This is a genomic window from Bradyrhizobium sp. ERR14 (assembly GCF_014198235.1).
GTDB lineage: Bacteria > Pseudomonadota > Alphaproteobacteria > Rhizobiales > Xanthobacteraceae > Bradyrhizobium.
Genome location: NZ_JACIHD010000003.1, coordinates 105985 through 126642 on the forward strand (window position 1 = coordinate 105985; position 20658 = coordinate 126642).

Annotated in this window: 15 protein-coding genes; 5 read left to right on the forward strand and 10 right to left on the reverse strand. The window is 63.6% G+C overall.

The window, feature by feature from the left end; translation table 11 throughout:
- The first annotated feature begins 71 nt into the window (after positions 1-71).
- The 3 genes from GGD62_RS10370 (at position 72) to GGD62_RS10380 (ending at position 4173) form a co-directional block, all read left to right on the forward strand.
- Positions 72-2333 carry a marine proteobacterial sortase target protein gene (locus GGD62_RS10370; protein ID WP_183708352.1) on the forward strand — a complete coding sequence of 754 codons (2262 nt, stop codon included), beginning with the start codon at positions 72-74 and terminating at the stop codon, positions 2331-2333.
- A 116-nt stretch (positions 2334-2449) separates the two neighbouring features.
- Complete coding sequence (locus GGD62_RS10375; RefSeq protein ID WP_179732973.1) at positions 2450-3019, forward strand: class GN sortase; 570 nt, start codon at positions 2450-2452, stop codon at positions 3017-3019.
- Positions 3020-3180: 161 nt separating this feature from the next.
- The gene (locus tag GGD62_RS10380) at positions 3181-4173 is read left to right on the forward strand and encodes a glycosyltransferase (RefSeq protein WP_018316785.1); all 993 of its coding nucleotides are present in this window, start codon (positions 3181-3183) and stop codon (positions 4171-4173) included.
- An 11-nt stretch (positions 4174-4184) separates the two neighbouring features.
- Here GGD62_RS10380 and GGD62_RS10385 read toward each other — a convergent pair whose 3' ends face one another.
- Positions 4185-5831 (reverse strand): glycosyltransferase, encoded by a 1647-nt coding sequence (locus GGD62_RS10385; protein WP_246800051.1) that lies wholly within the window; start codon positions 5829-5831, stop codon positions 4185-4187.
- A gap of 199 nt (positions 5832-6030) precedes the next feature.
- On the opposite strand from GGD62_RS10385, the gene GGD62_RS10390 reads away from it, so the two are divergent.
- Both GGD62_RS10390 and GGD62_RS10395 read left to right on the forward strand, forming a co-directional pair.
- On the forward strand, positions 6031-8250 hold the full coding sequence (locus GGD62_RS10390) for an acetate--CoA ligase family protein (RefSeq protein ID WP_183708355.1): 2220 nt from the start codon (positions 6031-6033) through the stop codon (positions 8248-8250).
- A gap of 144 nt (positions 8251-8394) precedes the next feature.
- Positions 8395-9225 (forward strand): MlaD family protein, encoded by an 831-nt coding sequence (locus tag GGD62_RS10395; RefSeq protein ID WP_018316782.1) that lies wholly within the window; start codon positions 8395-8397, stop codon positions 9223-9225.
- Positions 9226-9265: 40 nt separating this feature from the next.
- Here the strand turns inward: GGD62_RS10395 and GGD62_RS10400 are convergent, their stop codons facing one another.
- The 9 genes from GGD62_RS10400 to urtA form a co-directional block, all read right to left on the reverse strand.
- Complete coding sequence (locus GGD62_RS10400; protein WP_183708356.1) at positions 9266-12226, reverse strand: autotransporter domain-containing protein; 2961 nt, start codon at positions 12224-12226, stop codon at positions 9266-9268.
- A 354-nt stretch (positions 12227-12580) separates the two neighbouring features.
- Positions 12581-13621, reverse strand: a complete 1041-nt coding sequence (locus tag GGD62_RS10405) for an aliphatic amidase (RefSeq protein ID WP_018316780.1) — start codon at positions 13619-13621, stop codon at positions 12581-12583.
- Between the two features lie 36 nt (positions 13622-13657).
- Positions 13658-14035, reverse strand: coding sequence for a zinc ribbon domain-containing protein (locus tag GGD62_RS10410; protein WP_183235744.1), 378 nt, complete (start codon positions 14033-14035; stop codon positions 13658-13660).
- 115 nt (positions 14036-14150) lie between these two features.
- Complete coding sequence (fmdA, locus tag GGD62_RS10415; protein ID WP_183708357.1) at positions 14151-15380, reverse strand: formamidase; 1230 nt, start codon at positions 15378-15380, stop codon at positions 14151-14153.
- Between the two features lie 27 nt (positions 15381-15407).
- Positions 15408-16097, reverse strand: coding sequence for an urea ABC transporter ATP-binding subunit UrtE (urtE, locus tag GGD62_RS10420; RefSeq protein ID WP_179732948.1), 690 nt, complete (start codon positions 16095-16097; stop codon positions 15408-15410).
- Positions 16098-16327: 230 nt separating this feature from the next.
- On the reverse strand, positions 16328-17083 hold the full coding sequence (gene urtD, locus GGD62_RS10425) for an urea ABC transporter ATP-binding protein UrtD (protein ID WP_091964397.1): 756 nt from the start codon (positions 17081-17083) through the stop codon (positions 16328-16330).
- A gap of 10 nt (positions 17084-17093) precedes the next feature.
- The gene (gene urtC, locus GGD62_RS10430; protein ID WP_038949523.1) at positions 17094-18236 is read right to left on the reverse strand and encodes an urea ABC transporter permease subunit UrtC; all 1143 of its coding nucleotides are present in this window, start codon (positions 18234-18236) and stop codon (positions 17094-17096) included.
- A 17-nt stretch (positions 18237-18253) separates the two neighbouring features.
- Complete coding sequence (gene urtB / locus GGD62_RS10435) at positions 18254-19180, reverse strand: urea ABC transporter permease subunit UrtB (RefSeq protein ID WP_183708358.1); 927 nt, start codon at positions 19178-19180, stop codon at positions 18254-18256.
- Positions 19181-19311: 131 nt separating this feature from the next.
- On the reverse strand, positions 19312-20571 hold the full coding sequence (gene urtA / locus GGD62_RS10440) for an urea ABC transporter substrate-binding protein (RefSeq protein WP_026201734.1): 1260 nt from the start codon (positions 20569-20571) through the stop codon (positions 19312-19314).
- Positions 20572-20658: the final 87 nt, after the last annotated feature.

Below are 20658 nucleotides of genomic sequence, written 5' to 3' on the forward strand. Positions count from 1 at the left end.
ATTCTGCTCGCGAAATCGGCCCCTCCCAGCGAATGCTCAGAGCCAGCAAACGTCCTTTCGGGAGCAGGCCAATGGACACCTACGACACAGCCGACAACGACGAGCACCCCATGTTGAAGGGGCTGATCAAGCTCGGATTGTTTCTTCTCGCGCAGGGCATCGCGGTGATGCTGATGGCCTTCGTGGCCCTGCTCGTCAGCTTCGGGACCAGTTGGTCGGCCACGACAGAGCAGGCCAGCCTGCTCCAGCCCGGCGACGCCAAGTCCGGCTCCCTCTTCCTCAAGGAGGATGGCGCCACCACCGAAGCGATCCGCCTCGGCACCGACATCGACATCACCGTCTCGGGCCCGACGCTGCGCGCGCGCGTCACCCAAATATTCCGCAACCCGACCAAGGACTGGGTCGAAGCAACCTATGTCTATCCGCTCGCGGCCGGCGGCGCCGTCGATACGCTGAAGATGGTGGTCGGCGACCGCGTCATCGTCGGAGACATCAAGGAGCGGCAGCAGGCCCGCGTGATCTACGAGGAGGCGCGCCGCACCGGTCAGCGAGCCGCGCTCACCGAGCAGGAGCGGCCGAACATCTTCACCAATTCGGTTGCCAATATCGGCCCCGGCGAGACCGTGCTGGTGCAGATCGAATATCAGGAACCCGTGCATCAATCCGGCAACGAATATTCGATGCGCCTGCCGCTGGTGGTCGGACCGCGCTACAATCCGGCGCCGATCGTCCAGAGCGTCGACTTCCGCAAGGACGGATCGGGCTGGGGCGCGGCGACCTCGGACCCGGTCCCGGACCGTGACCGTATCTCGCCGCCTGTGCTGGATCCCGCCAGGAATGCACCGGTCAATCCGACCAGCATCACGGTGCGCCTGAAGGCCGGCTTCGCGCTCGGCGAGGTCAAGAGCCACCACCATAAGGTCAAGGTCGAAAGTCCGGACAACACGGATCGCGTCATTACGCTCGCCGACGGCGCGGTCCCCGCCGACCGCGACTTCGAGCTGACCTGGAAGCCCGCCGCCGAGAAGGCGCCGTCGGTCGGCCTGTTCCGCGAACATGTCGGCGACGCCGACTACCTGCTCGCCTTCGTCACTCCGCCCAGCGCAGAACAGACGACACAGAAGCCATTGCCGCGTGAGGTCGTGTTCGTGATCGACAATTCGGGCTCGATGGGCGGCACGTCAATCGTCCAGGCCAAGGCGAGCCTCGCCTACGCTCTGTCGCGGCTCCAGCCGACCGACCACTTCAACGTCATCCGTTTCGACGATACCATGGATGTGCTGTTTCCCGATTCCGTGCCGGCAGACGCGGCCCATGTCGGTGATGCCACCTCGTTCGTGAGCGCGTTGCAGGCGCGCGGCGGCACCGAGATGGTGCCGGCAATGCGCGCCGCGCTGGCCGACAAGCTCGGCGACACCGGCATGGTTCGCCAGGTCGTCTTCCTGACCGACGGCGCAATCGGCAACGAACAGCAATTGTTCGAAACGATCACGGCGATGCGCGGCCGCTCGCGCGTCTTCATGGTCGGCATCGGGTCGGCGCCCAACACCTATCTCATGACACGCGCCGCCGAGCTCGGCCGTGGTGCCTTCACCCATATCGGTTCCGTCGAGCAGGTGGAGGAGCGCATGCGCGGCTTGTTCGCCAAGCTGGAAAACCCGGCCGTAACCGGCCTTACCGCGAAATTCTCCGAGGCCAACGCCGACATCACCCCGGCGATCATCCCCGACGTCTATCGCGACGAGCCGCTGGTGCTGGCGGCAAAGCTCGACAAGCTCGCGGGCTCGCTCGAGATCAGGGGCCGCGTCGGCGACCGTCCATGGTCGGTAACCCTGCCGCTGCAAAATGCCGCCGAAGGCAACGGCCTGTCGAAACTCTGGGCCAGGCGCAAGATCGGTGATGCCGAAGTGGCGCGCGCCATGCGGGAGCTCGCGCCCGAGGAGGCCGACAAGGCGATCCTGGCGCTGGCGCTCGACCATCAGATCGTCACGCGCCTGACCAGCCTTGTCGCCGTCGACAAGACGCCAAGTCGGCCCGAAGGCGCGCCGCTCAAGCTCAGCGAATTGCCGATCAACCTGCCCGCCGGCTGGGAGTTCGAGAAGGTGTTCGGCGAACGGCCGCAGGTCCCGGCACACTTGCGTGAACGCCACGCCGATGCGCGCACCTCACCGGCCGCGCGGCGTCCGACACCCGCAGGGCCTGACGCGATCCGTCTGCCCAAGACAGCAACTTCAGCCGAGCTGAAGATGATCGCAGGCCTGGTCCTGATCGTGCTCGCCCTGATCCTGTTCGTGTTCAACCGGCGTCGGCTCTTGCTCACCGACGCCGCTTGAGAGAGGAGCCTCCCCGAGCTCCTCTGTTAGCGCGCGCGGCTGCCCGTCCCATACCAACGGCCGCGCGCGCCTTTTTCTCTGTCATTGTGAAGAGCGAAGTGACGAGAGTAGATGTCATGCTCCGCCTCTTATCTCCCCTGGTTCTGGCACTGATCGGACTCATCCTGTTCGGCGACGGCGCCTACATCCATGCCAAAGCGTGGCTGGCGCAGGTGCTGCTGGAGCGCGCGTTCGACAAGAGCCTTGCGACGGGCGAGGCGATCAAACCATGGGCATGGGCCGATACCTGGCCGGTCGCGCGGATCGAAGTGAAGCGGATTGGCGCCAGCGCGATCGTGCTGGAAGGTACGAGCGGCCAGGCGCTCGCCTTCGGGCCGGGCCACATCCATCAAACGGTTGATGCCGGCGAGCGGGGAGTTGCCGTATACGCCGCGCATCGTGACACACATTTCCGTTTCTTGCGAAATGTTGCCGTCGGAGACGTCATTGAGGTCACCCGCCGCGACGGCAAGCATTTTCGCTATCGGGCGGATTCTTCGGCCGTTGTCCGTTTCGACGCGTCGGGCATCGCCCCCTCGACGCAGGGCGTGGAACTCGTGCTCGCGACCTGCTGGCCGTTCGACGCCGTTACGTCCGGCCCGGAGCGCTACGTCCTGCATGCCACCTTGATCGAAACGCGTGAATAGCGGTTCGCAATCGACCCATCCGGGAACGATCGAGCCTTCTCAAAGCGCGCCGGACACGCCGGGCCATCGCGTTTGACGCGACCGTGAACTGGCGCCGTCGACCAGAGACCTGTAAGAAGATTCCATTGTTTTGGACGTTGTAATTTGCGAAAGCTCGATAGATGGACGACGAGTTCAGGCAGCGCCTCGAACAGCGATTGGAGCAGCTCGAAAATCGCGTCGCGCTGCTCGAAAGGAATCAGGATCTCATCGCCGCCGGGCAAAGACGATCCTCGCTTCGGAGCCTCTGGCGGCGTCCGCCGATGTGGACCTTCGAGCAATATCCACCGCGCCTGCTCAACCTAAGGGCTTTCCCGCCAGCACCCTCGATCCATGAGAATGCACCGCGGATCGCGATGGTCACGCCGAGCTACAACCACGCGCAATATCTCGGCGCCACGATCGACAGCATCGTGAGCCAGAACTATCCGAACCTGTATTACCACGTGCAGGACGGCGCCTCGATCGACGGCACGGCTGATCTCCTGAAGGGCCGCGGCGAGAGCATCAGCTGGAAGAGCGAACCTGACAGCGGGCAATCGAACGCCATCAATCTCGGCTTCGCCGGCGTCGACAGCGAGATCATGGCCTATCTCAACAGCGACGACATGCTGCTGCCGGGGACGCTGGCCTATGTCGCCAACTACTTCACGTCGCATCCGCATGTCGACATCGTCTATGGCCATCGCGTCTTCGTCGATCGCGAGGGACTCGAGGTGGGCCGTGCCGTGCTGCCGCCCCATGACGGGCGCGCGCTGCAATATGCCGACTATATCCCGCAGGAGACGATGTTCTGGCGCAGGCGCGTATGGGACAGGATCGGTCCGATCGACGAGAGCTTCCACTACGCGATGGATTGGGACTTCATCCTGCGGGCGCAGGCCGCGGGATTCAAATTCGTGCGCCTGCCGCGATTTCTCGCCTGCTTCCGAATCCATGATGCCCAGAAGACGGCATCGACCTACGCGATCGGCGTCCGGGAGATGGGCATACTGCGGCGCCGCGCTCTCGGCTTCGATCCGACACAGATTCAGATTCGCCGCGCCATCGCCCCCTATCTCGCGAGGCAGGTCATCTTTCATTACGCCCACAAGCTGAGCCTGCTAGGATACTGAGCGGGCGGCGATCACCCACCTCGTGCCGCATGGACATCGTGATCGAGCCAGATCCGCTCGAGCCCGATGCCGAGAGGTCGCGCGTCGGGGCTCAGTCCGAGATCCGCGGGCGAGCGTGGATCGGATAGCGACAGGCTGATGGTCAGCGTCCCGTCGGCGGCAATCGCGGCGGGATCGAGCATCAACCTGCGCAAGCCCGCGAACGCCTCTCTCGAGAATGTCAGTTGCTGCGGCGCTCCATTGCCGACGCGGCATGCCGCCTGCAATTGCGGATTCCTCTCGGAAACGAAGGCCCGGCACGTCAGCACAAGCTCAACCGGCCGTGACGGAATGGGATGGACCTCGAACCGGAGCACGCAATTCCTGGCAATGGACCAGGTGCCCCATTGCTCCGGCTCGCTCCATCCCTCGATCAACGCGGCGACGCCCGCTCCGCCATGCGCGAATTCGAGCTGCTTTGCGCCGAGGATCGGCGAGGACACGGGAGCCTTCAGAGCGGCCGGATCGAACGGCCCCTGATCCGGAACGAACTGCGCGATCACGCGCACTGCATCCGCAATCGAATTGAGCCCAAGCGCAGAACCATCCAGCTCGTAAGCCACACGGTTCGGTCCGGTCACGCTAACACCCCGGCCGGGTGGCGGCCGGTCCGCAAGGCGGGCAGGAATGATGATGTCGGCGACGTCGAACCCATGCGTGCGCGCGAGTTCGCCGATGGTCTGCACGGTCCGATCATACAGGGGCGGCCGATGGTTGATGTCGGTCGCGAGCGCCTGTGCCAGCGCCTTGAAGTCGAGCCGCACCTCGTCGTGATCCGCCAGCAGCAGACGCTTGAGGACAAGCATGTCCTTGGCGATGAAGAGCTGGAGGGCGTTGAGATCGGGAAGTTGGGGATCCTCGTCAATAGGTCCGAAATCGCGCGCCCCTCGCGGCGTCTCGAGCAGATCCGTGGTCTCGAAGAACAGCGCGTGACCGGTGCTGTGCTGCGAGAATCCGGCCATGCTCAGCGGCCGCGACAGCCGGATGAAACTGTCGGTCAGCGCAGCGTTGGCGATGCCGGACGCCACATCGGGCGATAGACCGATGAAATAGCGGCCGCCGATCGCACGCATTCGATCGATGACGCTGCGGCGGACGAACGAATTGTAGATCATCGGCAGATGCGCATAGTTCGCCTGGAAACCGAAGATGCGCCTCAGTTCGTCGCGCGACGAAACTCGCTGTGCGGACGAGGTCAGGTCGATCTCGGCGAGCAGCCGGTTGCGGAAGGCCGGATGGTAGTAGCTCGGCCAGTGATAGGTGTAGGCGCTCCAGCTCAGGAGATCGATGTTTCGGCCGGAGAGCATCTCCGATGCCGCGGCGCATGCATAGGGCATCAGCCCGTCGTCGTCGCCGATGAAGGCAACGTACTCGCCCGAGGCGTGGCCGAGCGCCGCCTCCCAATTGTCGGTCATGGTCAGAACGGTCTCGCTGGCAAAATGCCTGAAGCGATCGTCCCTGAGGTCTGCGACGATCTTCGCAATCTCGGGATTGCCGCCATTGTTCTGAACGATGAACTCGCAATCTGCATCCGCAGGCTGGCACGCCATGGTCGCGAGCGCGTGGCGAAGCGTGTCGGGACGATCGAGGGTCGGCACCACGATGGACAGCAGCGGCATGATCACCATTTGCGAGAATGAGGGTCACGGTTTCCTAGCATCTTGCCGGACCGTTCGCACTTTCGCCAAAAGTCTCGTGATGCTAGCCTTATCGTCAGATCCTGCCCATTCCGTCTCGCGGCATGGAGCGGCCAGGATCAGCCCCCGAAGCCGGCGCGCGGGCGCGCGTTGCAACAAGAACAAGAAGTGAGGGAAGCGCATGGAAGCTCAAGTGCCCGCCGCATCGGTTTCTCCGCGCCCATGGTCTCCATCGCCCGATGCCGGAGAGATCGTCAAGGGCATCCGCGCCATGCTGCACCCGCACAACATCGTGCTGGTGGGCGCGACCGACAAGCCTGGCAATTATGCCGAACGCATCTGGAATAACCTGGTCAAGTACGGTTACGAGGGCGGCCTCTATCCGGTCAACGCCAAGCGAGAAACCATCTGGGGCGTCCCCTGCTACAAGGACTTTGCGAGCCTCCCGGAAAAGCCGGATCACGTTCTGGTGCTGGTGCCGGCGCGCTTTGCCGTCCAGGTGATCCGCGATGCCGCGGCCGCCGGCGCACGGTCGGCCACCATCGTCACCTCGGGCTTCAGCGAGTTGCAGGACGAGGAAAGCCAGAAGCTCGCGGCCGAATTGCAGGCGGCGATACGCGAGACGGGACTTGCCGTCACCGGCCCGAACTGCCTCGGCAATCTGAGCGCCGGCGAGAAGCTTTTCACCAACATCGACGACCGCATCGTCACCATGGAACAGGGCGCGGTGGCGATCGCAGGACAGTCCGGCGCGATCGTCATGGCGATCCGCCAAGCGCTGGAGGATCGAGGTGTCGGCGTCGGCTACATGGTGACATCAGGCAATGAGGCCGGGCTCGAGACGCCGGACCTGATGCGCTATTTCGCCGAGGATCCGAGCATCAAGGTGATCGTCGTCTACCTCGAAGGCGTACGCAACACCAAGGCGTTCCGCGATGCCTGCAAGGCAGCGCGCGCTGCCAGCAAACCCGTGATCGCACTCAAGCTCGGTTCGTCCGAGGGTGGCCGCGCCGCGGCGATGGCACATACGGGTGCGCTTGCAGGCTCGATCGAGACGTTCGACGCCATTGCAACGCGCGAAGGCGTCATCCGCGTCGGCGGGCTCGACGAACTGATCGAGACCACCGAATGCTTCGTTCATTGCGGCGTGCCCAAAGGCGACCGGCTCGCGGCGGTCACGCTGTCCGGCGGCAAGCGCGGCATGCTGCTGGATGCCTTCTATGCCGAGGGCCTGAACTTTGCGCCGCTCAGCCCGCACGTCGGCTCCGAGCTGGCAAAGATGCTCGGCCCGGGGTCGATCGTTGGTAACCCGCTCGACGCCGGCTTTGCCGCGGTGGTCGATCCCTCCGTCTACATGAAGTCGATCAAGCTGATGATCGACGACCCCGATATCGACATTGTCATCGTCGATGCCGAGCTGCCGAAAGCCCCGCACGAGCTTCGCGAGCGCAATTTGCGTATCGTCGACGACATGGCGCGCCAGGGCGGCAAGCCTGTGATCTATATCAGCGCGATGTCGATCGGCTTCACCGAGTTCACCAAGACCTTGCGCAAATCGCTGCCGCATCTCGCGGTCATGCAGGGCATGGACCGGGCGGTGACCGCGATCAAGTCGCTGCTCGACTACGCCAGGCTGCGCAAGGAGGTGCCCGATATCGTCTCGAGCTCGAAACCTGCCGCGCGCGCCGTGCTGGAGAAGGCGCTGAAATCGGCGAGCGGCGCCGCGCTCGACGAGGTCGCCTCGAAGAAGCTCCTGAAGGCCTATGGCATTCCGATCTCGAAGGAGGCGATCGCACAGACCGCAGCCGAGGCGGTGAAGATCGCCAAGCAGATCGGCTTTCCGGTCGTGGCAAAACTCGTCAGCGCCGAGATCCTGCACAAATCCGACATCGGCGGCGTGGTGTTGAACCTCAACAGCGCGGCCGAGGTGAAGACGGCGTTCGCCGACATCACCGCACGGGTCGCGAAGCTGAAGGGCAAGCCGAAGCTGGACGGCATTTTGATCGCGCAGCAGGTCAAGGCCGAGCTCGAGCTCGTCGTCGGCGCCTCGCTCGATGCCGAGATGGGACCTGTCGTGCTGTTCGGCACCGGCGGCATCGACATCGAGCTGATGAAAGACGTCGCGCTTGCCGGCACGCCGCTGGACGAGGCCGAGGCGCGGCTCCTGATCGGCCGCACCAAGGCTGGGATCAAGCTGCGCGGCTATCGCGGCAAGCCGGCCCTGCACGAGGCCTCCGCGGTGAAGGCGCTGGTCGGCCTGTCCAATTTGATCGCGGATGCCGGCGACCGGATCGCCTCGATCGATATCAACCCGTTCCTGATCAACACCAGGACGGGCGTAGCGGTCGACGCTCTGATCGTGCTGAACAATGCTGCTGCCAGGCGAGTTGCCGGGCATTGAGGCCGTAGGGCGGATTAGCGCCAGCGTAATCCGCCAATTTACACGACTGCTGCGGCGAAAACGGCGGGTTACGCTTCGCTAACCCGCCCTACGTACCATTGGGGGCTTCTTCCAACTTCCCCGCTTTGGCCGTAGAATCGCCTGATGGCACGCGCGAGTAATCTGGTGATCGGAACGGCAACGCTGACGGTGATTGCCGTGGCGTTCGGCGGCCTGCTCGGCGTGCAGAAATGGCGCACCATCCAGAGCCGCAGCCAGTTGCGCGTTGTATTCGAAGGCGGGTCCGCCAGCGGCCTGCGCCGCGGCGGACCGGTCAATTTCGACGGCGTGCCCGCCGGCCAGATCCTGTCGATCAAGCTGGACAATCCGCGCAGGATCGTGGCGCTGGTGATGCTCGACAACACTGCGCCGATCCGCAAGGACACCGTGGCGGGCATCGAGTTCCAGGGCCTCACCGGCGTCGCCGCGATCTCGCTGATCGGGGGCGCGCCCTCCGCGCCGCCGGTGCCGCTGGACTCGGACGGCATCCCCGTGCTGACCGCCGATCTCAGCGACGCCGAGTCCATCGTCGACACCCTGCACAGTGTCGACCGCACCATCGTCAGCAACGCCCCCGCGATCAAGGAAGGCCTGCGCACGTTCGAGGACTACACCGCCGACCTCCGGAGCAAGGGTGGCGAAATCGACTCCGTCATGGCCAAGGTCGACACCGCCTTCGCGGGCTTCGACAAGGCGGTCACGAAGATCGAGGGCGTGGTGCCCGGCTTCGTCGACGGCAAGGCCGACGAGCTGTTCGAAAAGATACAGGGGCTGCACGAGCTCGCCGACATCATGAGAAAAAAATCGGCCGGCTACCTTGAGGACATCCGTCGCTCGCTGCTCGACGTCAGCGAGGCCGCCAACAAGATGAGCGGGACGCCGGCCCCCACTGCCGCCCCGCGCCCGCCGCGCAAGCCGCCGCAGAAGAAGCAGTGACGCCTCCCCTATCCTCCCTCTCAAGGGAGGCGACCATGCCTCACCACGCGTAGCGCACGACGCCCTTGCCGGCGTAGGAGCGGGTGAGGTTCGAGAACTCTCCCTCGAAGGTCGCCGACGCAGACCAGCCGTTCATCCAGTTCATCTGCGCTGATGCCGTGGTCAGAGCCGAATCGCGCGCCTGGGCGGCGCCGTTCACGACGAAAGCCGATCCCGGCAGGGTCTGGAACACCGCGCCGACGGTGCGGTCCGGATTGTAGTCATGTGCCCAGGCGAGGCGGCCGCGCAGGGTCATGAGGCCACCGGCCGCGGCAAACGATCTGTCCGCGCGCAGGCCGAGTTCGGTGCGCGTGCTGGTGACGTCCTTGGCGGCATAGTTGAGAGCGAAGACGTTGCTGCCGACCACGGCAGCCTCTGCATAGGTCGGAAGGCTGAACAAGGTGGCCTGGAGCGCGGCATAGGGCGTGAGGCCGGCCCACTGCATGGCATAGCGATAGCCGCCCTCGATGCGGCCCGAGAACGCGTTGGCGTTGAACTGCGCACGCAGCTGGTCATAACCGGCAGCCGTTACGACGCGGTTGGTCGTGACGTCCTGCCAGCCATAGGCGAGCGCCGCTGTGATGTAGGCCGGTCCGGCCGTATGACGCACGAAGGCACCGGCCTGGAACAGGTCGGAGCGACCCCAGCCGAGCCCGTTGACGTTGAAGGCGGTCCCGCCGCCTGCGAGGGCAAAGCCCGCAATCGTCGACGGCGAGAAGCGGTAATCGAGGCCCACGGCATTGCCGTAGACACTGCTGCTGGTGGTGTTCGAGCCGAGACCGGCATTGCCGTCCGTGGTCTGCGAGCCGCCATAGCCGGCCGTCCACACATCCCAGCGCTGCTCGAAGGTTGCCGCCGGTGCCTTGCGGTAAATCGAGGCGAAGGCGTCGCGCGCGCTCTTGTCGCGCGCATTTGCGTCCACGGCAAATGGCGACGCGCCAGCCGTGCCGCTGCGTCCAGAGCTGAAGACGTCGGTCAACAGGCTCATGAACAGGTTCATCGCATTGAACGTCGTCTGCTGCGATCCCGTTGCGGATTCACCCGAGGCCTGCGTCAGGCCCCCGGGACCAAGACCCGCGAGTTCGGCCTGCAGGAAGCCGTTGGTGTTGAAGAAATTCTGAAGCGTCGTGGCAACGTTCTGCTGGTTGACGTTGAGCGCGTATTTCGCGCCGTAGTTCAGCGTGAAATCGAGGAAGACCTCGTTCGATCCGACGCTCGTCGTGCCGATGAGGCCACCCGGCGCGGCAACGCCCGAAAAATTCCCGCCGGAGGTGCCGAAGAAGTTCATGATCGAATAGTGCTTCATCACCGCGGCGCCCGGATACAGCGCGACGCCGACAGTGCCGTCCAGCGCGACATTGCCGGTGACGAGCGCGTGGCTCGTGCTGGATCCGCTACCGACCTGCACCACATAGACCGAGCCGGACTGAAGCGTGAGATCGCCCTGAACCTGCATGCTCGAGCCCGGGCCGCCGTCGCCGGGCGCATAGATACCGCCGTTGGCGATGAGGGTATTGCCAACGATTCCGGCGCCGAACAACGCACCACCTGCATTCACGGTGGTCAGGCTCGACTGCGAGATGTCACCATCGACCCGCAGGATGCCGCCGTTCACCGTGGTCGTGCCGGTGTAGGTATTCGCGCCCGAGAGGATCAACGTGCCGCTGCCGACCTTTTCCAGCGAGCCGGGGCCGGCGGGACCGCAACCGCAGGTATCACCGATGACGCCGCTGACCTCGGTCGAGAGGTTGTTACCGCCGACGACGAGGGTATTGCCGCCGCCGATGTAGTAGAAGCCGCTGCCTTCGATCGATCCTGCGGTGATGCGACCATCGCCGGCCGGACCGGTGCCTCCACCGAAATCGACGACGCCGGTCCCGGTGGTGATGAAGCGTGCGTTGCCGCCGGTGGAGTTGTCGAAGAATTCGGTCCTGCCGCCGTCCTTGGTGATGATCGTGGCATTGCCGGCCGTCGTGAACGCGCCGAAATTGGTGAGACCGTCGGCTTCATTGATGATGGTTGCATTGCCGGCGGTCGCCGTGTCGGAGCCGGCGAACGTCCCGAACACGGTCCCGCCAAAATCCTTGTTCACGATCGTCGCCGAGCCCGCCGAAGATTGCTCGATGAATATCGTGCCGCCGCCATTCTGGTTGGTGATGTTGGCCGCGCCTGCATTAGTCCGTCCGAAGAAGCCGATCAGGCCGCTGTCATTGATGATGGTGGCCCGACCGGCCGTCGCGGTGTCGGCTCCACCCCCGAGCGGATCGCCGAAATACACCTGGCCGTTGTTGGTGATCACGATCGAGTTGGCGGAGCTTGCGTTGAGGAACATCGTCGTGCCGGAGAAGGCGTTCAGGATCGACGTGATTCCCGACGTGTCGGCATTGACGATGCTGAAGAGGCCCTCGTTGGTGACGGCGCCGACCATGCTCGCAGTGTGGGTCGCGTCACCGAGCTGCAGGGATCCGCAATTGCAGATGAAGGTGCCGCCGGTATAGGAGTTCGCGCCGAGCAGCGCCAGGGTACCTGGTCCTTGAACATTGATGCCGTCGCTGCCGACGATACGCGAAACGATCGCGGCCGAGGGATCGCTGGTGCCGGTCACATCGTTGGTGACGAACGTGGTGCCGCCCGCAGCCAGCCTGAGGTCGCCGCCCTGAATGGTATAGATCGAGCCGTCGGCGGTGAGGTCGAAGCCCACGAGGCTGGTGAGCTGCACGCCGCCCGGCGTAACCGTCACCGTGCCGCCCGTCGCCGGCGTCGAGGGAGCGCTGCTTCCGAACAGCGTGCCGGCTGACGCGGGATCATAGGCGGTGCTGGTCGCGCCAAAGACGTCGGTCCAGTTGGTCGTCGTGTTGTCCCAGACGCCGCCCCCGCCGTTGACGGTGCCGTTCGGCGTGGTCTGTGATCCGTTGAAAACCTGCTGGGCCCCGACCGGGCTCGCTATAGCGATCGCGGTCAAGACGAGGCCGGCCCCGAATGCCGCGCGCTTTGCCGCAGCACTCCGGCGCGGGCAACTCCCCCCGCTCGATCGCAACCAAGCCCCCACGCTCGTTCCCCACCCCGCGGCGCTCCCCAGCGGCGCCGCGGGGAACTTAGGCGAAGAGGATGGGCGGTAGAACTACGGGGCATCGAGAATCCGCCCAACTGCCCCCCAACTCGGGCAGATTCAACAGTCCATGTTGTAACCGCGCCACGGTTTTGCCGGGCGCCATTCCCATTCCGCGCACCTACGGACGCATCAGAACGTTCGCGCGCTTGTGGACGGCCGTTCACATCAAGGGGTGACCGTCCAACTCATGGTGCCGGCAAGGGCTCAGTAATTGCTCGGCGACGACCCATTCGGGATGCCGTCGATCGGACATTCGTCGGTGCCGGGGGTCGAGCGGGTCATCGCCTCGACCATGTCACGCGTGCCTTCGGGATCCTTGATCCAGTTCTTGTAGAAGTCATAGGGGCACGCCGCGACGCCGCGCGGGCTTTCGCCGGAATTGATCATGCCGGTGTAGCCGCGGTGGACCAGCTTGTAGAGATGGTTCTGTGACTGGCCGTTGCGGCGCGCATCGCGGATCAGATGTTTCGACAGCTGTGCGTACTGGATGCCGTAATCCTCCTCGCCGCATTCGCCGAGCGTGCGACCGTCGAAGCCGATGATCGCGGAGTGGCCGAAATAGGAGTAGACGCCGTCGAAGCCTGCGGCATTGGCGACAGCGACATAGACGTTGTTGGCCCACGCCATCGCCTTGGAAATAAGGACCTGCTGCTCCTTGGCCGGATACATGTAGCCCTGGCAGCGCACGATCAGCTCGGCACCCTTCATGGCGCAGTCACGCCAGATCTCCGGGAAATTGCCGTCGTCGCAGATGATCAGGCTGACCTTCATCCCCTTCGGGCCGTCGGAGACATAGGTGCAATTGCCGGGATACCAGCCCTCGATCGGCACCCAGGGCATGATCTTGCGATACTTCTGCACGATCTCGCCCTTGTCGTTCATCAGGATCAGGGTGTTGTAGGGCGCCTTGTGCGGATGCTCCTCGTGGCGTTCGCCGGTCAGCGAGAACACGCCCCACACCTTGGCCCTGCGGCAGGCCTCGGCGAAGATCGCTGTCTCTTCACCCGGCACCGCGCACGCCGTCTCGTACATCTCCTTGGAGTCGTACATGATGCCTTGCGTGGAATATTCCGGGAAGATCACGAGGTCCATGCCGGGCAGGCCAGTCTTCATGCCCACCACCATGTCGGCGATCTTGCGGGCGTTATCGAGCACCTCGGCCTTGGTGTGCAGGCGGGGCATCTTGTAGTTCACCACGGCGACGCCGACGGTATCGTTACTGCTGGAAATGTCACCGTGAAGCATGTTGGGCGCTCCTGTCGTTTATTGGTTTGAGGTGCGTTAGTGGCTGATCATCCACGGCCGCGCAGTCGGAAAGCCCTTGGCGCCGCTCTTCGTCTTGGTCACCAGCCGCGCCGGCTTCTTCTTGTCGATCGCGTTCTTGTCCTTCACGGACTTGCCCGAAAAGCAGCAGCCGCAGCCGGGACCGTGCGAGGCCTTGTATTGCGCGAGCGTCTGCGGCGCGTGCGAGCTGCGCTCGTTGACGGCATGCGCCTTGCGCTTGTCTGACGGCATGCAGAAGAAATTCGGCGCGGTCAGAATGACGCGCGGCGCAATGGTCTCGCAATGCGGGCAGCTTTGTGGATCGTCGCACTCGGCCATCGGGCGCAGGTCCTTGAACGGACCGCAATCGTCACAGAGATATTCATAGACCGGCATCGCATCATCCCTACGCTCTTGCCTGTTCAACGGAGGCTCGCTCGCACTGTTCGTGCGGAGATAACTCCTCACCCCAACCCTCTCCCCGTAAGGACGGGGAGAGGGAGCACACCGACTACTTGTCCGGCGAGATCGGCATCTGGATATCGCCGGTGATGTGCTTGATGGGACCTGCCGCCGACGGCATCACGTCGAAGTCGAAGATCTCGGTCGGCAGCCACAGCGTGGCGCAGGCGTTGGGCACGTCGACCACGCCGGAGATGTGGCCCTGACATGGCGCGGTGCCGAGGATCGAATAGGCCTGTGCGCCGGAGTAGCCGAACTTCTTCAGGTATTCGATGGCGTTGAGACAGGCCTGGCGATAGGCGATGTGAACATCGAGATAGTGCTGCTTGCCGGCTTCATCCACCGAGATGCCTTCGAAGATCAGATAATCCTTGTAGTTCGGCGTGATCGGGGACGGCTTGAAGATCGGGTTCTTGATGCCGTACTTCGACATGCCGTCCTTGATCACCTCGACCTTCAGATGCAGCCATCCCGCCATCTCGATGGCGCCGCAGAAGGTGATCTCGCCGTCGCCCTGGCTGAAGTGCAGATCGCCCATCGAAAGACCCGCGCCCGGCACATAGACCGGGAAGTAGATCTTCGAGCCGCGCGAGAGATCCTTGATGTCGCAATTGCCGCCGTGCTCGCGCGGCGGCACCGTGCGCGCGCCCTCGGCGCCGATCTTGGCTTTCACGTCGCCCTTGGCGCGGCCGCCATGGGCGGTCGCCGCGAACGGCGGATTGGCAAGGCCCGGCACGCGGGTCGGATTGGTCGAGATCAACTCGGCCTCACGCTTGTTCCAGGTCTCCAGCATCTTCGGATCGGGCAGACAGCCGATCAGGCCGGGATGGATCAGGCCGGCGAAGTTCACGCCGGGCACGTGGCGGGACGAGGTGTAGAGGCCCTTGATGTCCCAGATCGATTTCTGCGCCAGCGGGAAATGGTCGGTGAGGAAGCCGCCGCCGTTCTGCTTGGAGAAGAAGCCGTTGAAGCCCCACAGGCTCTCTTTCATCGGACCGACGTCGAGCAGGTCGACGACAAGGAGGTCCCCGGGCTCGGCGCCCTTGATGCCGATCGGGCCAGACAGGAAGTGCACGATCGACAGGTCGATGTCACGCACGTCATCGGCGGAATCGTTGTTTTTGATGAAGCCACCGGTCCAGTCATAGGTCTCGATGATGAAATCGTCGCCGGGATTGACCCAGGCCACGATCGGGATGTCGGGGTGCCAGCGGTTGTGCACCATGTCATTTTCGTAAGCCGACTTGGTCAGATCGACCTTGATCAGTGTCTCTGGCATCGAGATGCTCCCCTTTTACACGGTTGGTTAGACGGACAGATATTTCGAGACCTGCGCGGCATCGACGGCGTGGCGCGGATCGTCGCGCACGATCTCGCCGTTCTCGATCACCAGCACGCGGTCGGCGATGTCGAGCGCGAAGCTCAGGACCTGCTCGGACACGACGATCGAGAGCCCCTTCTCGTCGCGGATGCGTTTCAGGGTCCGCGCCATCTCCTTGATGATGGAAGGCTGGATGCCTTCGGTCGGCTCATCCAGCAGCAGGACTTTTGGCTTGGTTGCGAGCGCACGCGCGATCGCAAGCTGCTGCTGCTGGCCGCCGGAGAGATTGCCGCCGCGGCGGCCCTTCATCTCGAGCAGGACCGGAAACAATTCGTAGATGTCGCCGGGCACCTCGGATTCGCCCGCAACGACGAGGCCGGTCTCGATGTTCTCCTTCACCGTCATGGTGGAGAAGATCATGCGGCCCTGCGGCACATAGGCGAGGCCCTTGGCGACGCGCTCGTAGCTCTTGAGGTTGCCGAGCTCGGCGCCGTCCATGATCACCGAGCCGCTCCTGGCCGGCAGGATGCCCATCAGCGACTTCATCAGCGTGGTCTTGCCCATGCCGTTGCGGCCCATGATCGCCACGATCTCGTTGGGCGCGACCTTGACGTTGAGCCCGTGCAACACCTCGCTCTGGCCGTAGGCGACGTGGAGATCTGAAATTGCCAGCATGAAGCGCTCCTAGGCTCGGTACGTCTTCTTCCTTCTCCCCTTGTGGGAGAAGGTGGCGCGGGCGGAGCCCGCAACGGATGAGGGGTATGCATCAGCGGATCCGAGCGGCAGCTTGATCTGCGGAGAGAGACCCCTCACCCGGATCGCATCTGACGATGCGATCCGACTTCTCCCACAAGGGGAGAGGTGCACCGTCGATGCCGCGACGGACTCATTGGTTTTCGCCATCGTCAGTGCCCCAGATAGACTTCGATGACCTTGGGATCGTTCTTGACCTTCTCCATGGTCCCCTCGGAGAGGATCTGGCCCTGGTGCAGCACGGTGACCTTGTGGGCGATGTCCTCGACGAACTTCATGTCGTGCTCGATCACCAGCACCGAGCGGTTCTTGATGATGCGGTTGAGCAGCTCGGCGGTCTTGGCGCGCTCGGACACGCTCATGCCGGCGACCGGCTCGTCGAGCATCAGGAGGTCCGGGTCCTGGATCAGCAGCATGCCGATCTCGAGCCATTGCTTCTGGCCATGGCTGAGCTCGTCGGCATAAGTGTTGAGCTTGTCCTTGAGGAAGATCATCTCCGCGACCTCCTCGACCCGGTCCTTCACCAGCTGGTCGCGCTGAAAGGTCAGCGAGCCGAACACGGTGCGGCCGCGTGGAAACGAGATCTCGAGGTTCTCGAACACGGTGAGATCCTCGAACACCGACGGCGTCTGGAATTTGCGCCCGACGCCGGTCTGCACGATCTCGTTTTCTTTCATCTTCGTGAGCTCCTTGCCACGAAACTGGATCGAGCCCGAGGTCGCCTTGGTCTTGCCGCAGATCAGATCGAGCACCGTGGTCTTGCCGGCGCCGTTGGGACCGATGATGACGCGGATCTCGTTCTCCTCGACGTAAAAGGAGAGATCATTGACCGCCTTGAACCCGTCGAACGAGACGGTCAGTCCGGAGACAGCGAGCAGGAATTCCTTGGGCTGGTGTCCAACGAGCATGATGGCCTCCTCACTCTGCCGGTGCGCCGTCGGCGACCGAATTGTCGTTCCAGCCCGGCTTCCGCTTGCGCGAGGCGAACAGCCGATCAATCCTCGGCTGCACGTAATCGGCCCAGAGCCCGGACAAACCGTTCGGGAAGGCGAGCACGACGGCGATGAACAGCGCGCCGAGGCCGAACAGCCAAAGTTGCGGGAAGGATTCCGACAGGCTGGTCTTGGCGAAATTCACCAGGATGGCGCCCCAGATCGCGCCGAAGATCGACATGCGTCCGCCGACCGCGGTGTAGATCACCATCTCGATCGACGGCACGATGCCGACAAAGGACGGCGACATGAAACCGACATTGAGCGCGAACATTGCGCCACCGATCGCGGCGAAGACCGCGGCCATGCAGAAGGCGAAGATCTTGAAGTTGGCGACGCTGTAGCCGGAGAAGCGGACGCGGTCCTCCTGTTCGCGCATCGCCACCAGGATGCGGCCGAGCTTGGTCAGGCGGATGAACTGCGCGATGCCGATGCAGGCGAACAGCAGCACCACCTCGACGAAGTACAGGATGACCTTGGCGTGGTCGGGCCTGATGTCCCAGCCCTTGAGGGTGCGCAGGTCGGTCATGCCGTTGATGCCGCCGGTGTAGCCCTGCTGCCCGACGATCAGGATGGTGAGGATGGCGGCGACGGCCTGGGTGATGATCGCGAAATAGGTGCCGCCGACGCGGCGCTTGAACATCGCGGTGCCGATGATCAGGGCGAACAGGCCGGGGACCAGGATGATGGCGAGGATGGTGAAGGTGAGGCTGTGGAATGGTTGCCAGAACAACGGCAGCGACGTGATCTGATTCCAGTCCATGAAATCGGGGATGCCGGGCGTCGACTGGATCTTCGTGTTCTCGACGCTGGAAGCCTCCAGCTTGAGAAACATCGCCATGCAGTAGCCGCCGAGACCGAAGAACACGCCCTGGCCGAGGCTCAAGATGCCGCCATAGCCCCAGCACAGCACGAGGCCGAGCGCGACAAAGGCGTAGGTGAGGTATTTCGCGACCAGGTTGAGGCGGAACACATCCAGCGACAGCGGCAGGATCACGAACAGCACGGCGGCCAGAACAATGAAGCCGATGAGCTCGGAGCGATTGAAGAAGCGTGAGTTGATGATCATGACTTGCCTGCTTCTCCTTACTTGCGGACTTTGAGGGCGAAGAGACCCTGCGGCCGCAGCATCAGGATGCCGACGACAGCGAGCAGCGTCAGGACCTTGGCCATCGAGCCCGACATGAAGAATTCGAGCGTCGATTGCGTCTGCGAGATCGAGAACGCGGAGGCGATGGTGCCGAGCAGGCTGGCCGCGCCGCCGAATACGACGACGAGGAACGTGTCGACGATGTAGAGCTGTCCGGAGGTCGGCCCGGTCGAGCCGATCATGGTGAAGGCGCTTCCGGCGATTCCGGCAATGCCGCAACCAAGCCCGAAGGTGTAGCGGTCGACCTTCTCGGTATTGATGCCGACCGCGCCGGCCATGATGCGGTTCTGCACCACCGCACGGACCTGGCGGCCCCAGCGCGACATGTACATGACGTACGCGACCGAGAGAGTGATCAACACGGTGAGACACATCACGAAGACGCCGTTGATCGGCACTTCGATGCTGTCGGTGACGTGCAGCGAGCCCAGCATCCATTGCGGCAGCTCGACGCCGACCTCACGCGCGCCGAACACGGAGCGATAGGCCTGCTGCAGCATCAGGCTGAGGCCCCAGGTGGCAAGCAGCGTATCCAGCGGGCGCTTGTAGAGATGCCGTATCAGCATCCACTCCACCAGCATCCCCAATGCGCCGGACGCGACAAAGGCCAGGATCATCGCAAGGAAGAAATAGCCGCTGAACAAGCCGGGCAAATAGGACTGGAAGACATTCGAGGTCATCCAGGTGACGTAGGCGCCGAGGATCATGAACTCGCCATGGGCCATGTTGATGACGCCCATCTGGCCGAAGATGATGGCAAGCCCGAGCGCCATCAGGACGTAGACCGAGAACAGGATCAGTCCTGCAAAGCCCTGCATGACGAAGATGGAGCCAAGGTCACCAAGCGAGTAGTCGCCGAACATCGATGTCCTCCGTCGGGGATAAGGGTCCCGCGTCGCGAGCAGGTTCGCGACGCGGGGTCTTGGGCGTGGATTTGCTGTCCACGCCAGGGAGAGGCTTGGTATTTGGACGAAAACGCGACTGGGAGCGCTTCTTACTGGTAGCCCTTGGGGAACGGATCCGGCTCGACGAGATCGGCGGTCTCGTAGATCAGCTCGAACTGGCCATCGAGCTTGGCGCGCCCCACCCGGGTCTTCGACCAGAGATGATGGTTCTCGTGGATGCGCACATAGCCTTCCGGCGCGCCCTTGAACTCGACGCCGGGCGAGGCCGCCGCGATCTTGTCGACGTCGAAGGAGCCCGCCTTCTCCACCGTCAACTTCCACAGCCACGGGCCGAGATAGGCAGCCTGGGTGACGTCTCCAATCACGGTCTTCTCGCCCCACGCCTTCTTGAACGCCGGCACGAACGCCTTGTTGTTCGGATTGTCGAGCGACTGGAAGTACTTCATGCAGGCATAGGCACCCGCGATGTTCTCGCCGCCGATGCCGTCGATCTCGTCTTCGGTCACCGAGATCGTCAGCAGCGCCTGCTTGGAGAGGTCGATGCCGGCGGCCTTGAGCTGCTTGTAGAAGGCGACGTTGGAGCCGCCCACGACGTCGGTGAAGATCACGTCGGGCTTGGTCAGCTTGATCTTGTTGATGACCGAGTTGAACTGGGTGTTGCCGAGCGGATAGTACTCCTCGCCGACCACCTTGCCCTTCAGCACGTTCTCGACGTGCTTGCGCGCGATCTTGTTCGAGGTGCGCGGCCAGATGTAGTCGGAGCCGATGAAGAAGAACGACTTCGCGCCCTTTTCCTTGGCGATCCAGTTCAGGCCGGCGAGAATCTGCTGGGTCGCTTCCTGACCGGTGTAGATGACGTTCTTGGACTGCTCGAGGCCTTCGTAGAAGGTCGGGTAATAGAGCATGCCGTTATACTGCTCCATGACCGGCAGCACCGCCTTGCGCGAGGCCGAGGTCCAGCAGCCCATGATCGCCGCGACCTTGTCGTTGACCAGCAGCTTCTTGGCCTTTTCCGCGAAAGTCGGCCAGTCGCTGGCGCCGTCTTCCTGGATGAACTTGATCTTGCGGCCGAGCACGCCGCCGGCGGCATTGATCTGCTCGATGGCAAGCTTTTCGGCCTCGATCGACCCGGTCTCGGAGATGGCCATGGTGCCGGTCGCCGAGTGCAGGATGCCGACCGTGACCTCGGTATCGGTGACTGCAAGGCCGGTGGTGTTGACCGCCGAGGTCGCGGGAGCCTGCGCAAAGGACGCCCGCGGCAGCATCGTGATGGCCGGCACGGCGGCCATTCCCATCAATAGTTTGCGCCGGAGCGGCGACAAAAGGCCCTTGTTTGGTTCGTCTGACATGAGCACCCCACTTTTGTTCGAGGACACGCGATTGGTGCCGTGAGGATGGCTCGGATTGATGCAGTGCCAGCATACGCAAGATCGCGT

Coding starts and splice junctions, on each gene's coding strand:
- urtA (WP_026201734.1), bottom strand. CDS start 20,571: ATGTCAGACGAACCAAACAAGGGCCTTTTGTCGCCGCTCCGGCGCAAA.
- urtE (WP_179732948.1), bottom strand. CDS start 16,097: ATGCTGGCAATTTCAGATCTCCACGTCGCCTACGGCCAGAGCGAGGTG.
- GGD62_RS10375 (WP_179732973.1), top strand. CDS start 2,450: ATGCTCCGCCTCTTATCTCCCCTGGTTCTGGCACTGATCGGACTCATC.
- urtD (WP_091964397.1), bottom strand. CDS start 17,083: ATGCTCGTTGGACACCAGCCCAAGGAATTCCTGCTCGCTGTCTCCGGA.
- urtC (WP_038949523.1), bottom strand. CDS start 18,236: ATGATCATCAACTCACGCTTCTTCAATCGCTCCGAGCTCATCGGCTTC.
- GGD62_RS10395 (WP_018316782.1), top strand. CDS start 8,395: ATGGCACGCGCGAGTAATCTGGTGATCGGAACGGCAACGCTGACGGTG.
- GGD62_RS10410 (WP_183235744.1), bottom strand. CDS start 14,035: ATGCCGGTCTATGAATATCTCTGTGACGATTGCGGTCCGTTCAAGGAC.
- GGD62_RS10385 (WP_246800051.1), bottom strand. CDS start 5,831: ATGCCGCTGCTGTCCATCGTGGTGCCGACCCTCGATCGTCCCGACACG.
- GGD62_RS10380 (WP_018316785.1), top strand. CDS start 3,181: ATGGACGACGAGTTCAGGCAGCGCCTCGAACAGCGATTGGAGCAGCTC.
- GGD62_RS10390 (WP_183708355.1), top strand. CDS start 6,031: ATGGAAGCTCAAGTGCCCGCCGCATCGGTTTCTCCGCGCCCATGGTCT.
- GGD62_RS10370 (WP_183708352.1), top strand. CDS start 72: ATGGACACCTACGACACAGCCGACAACGACGAGCACCCCATGTTGAAG.
- fmdA (WP_183708357.1), bottom strand. CDS start 15,380: ATGCCAGAGACACTGATCAAGGTCGATCTGACCAAGTCGGCTTACGAA.
- urtB (WP_183708358.1), bottom strand. CDS start 19,180: ATGTTCGGCGACTACTCGCTTGGTGACCTTGGCTCCATCTTCGTCATG.
- GGD62_RS10405 (WP_018316780.1), bottom strand. CDS start 13,621: ATGCTTCACGGTGACATTTCCAGCAGTAACGATACCGTCGGCGTCGCC.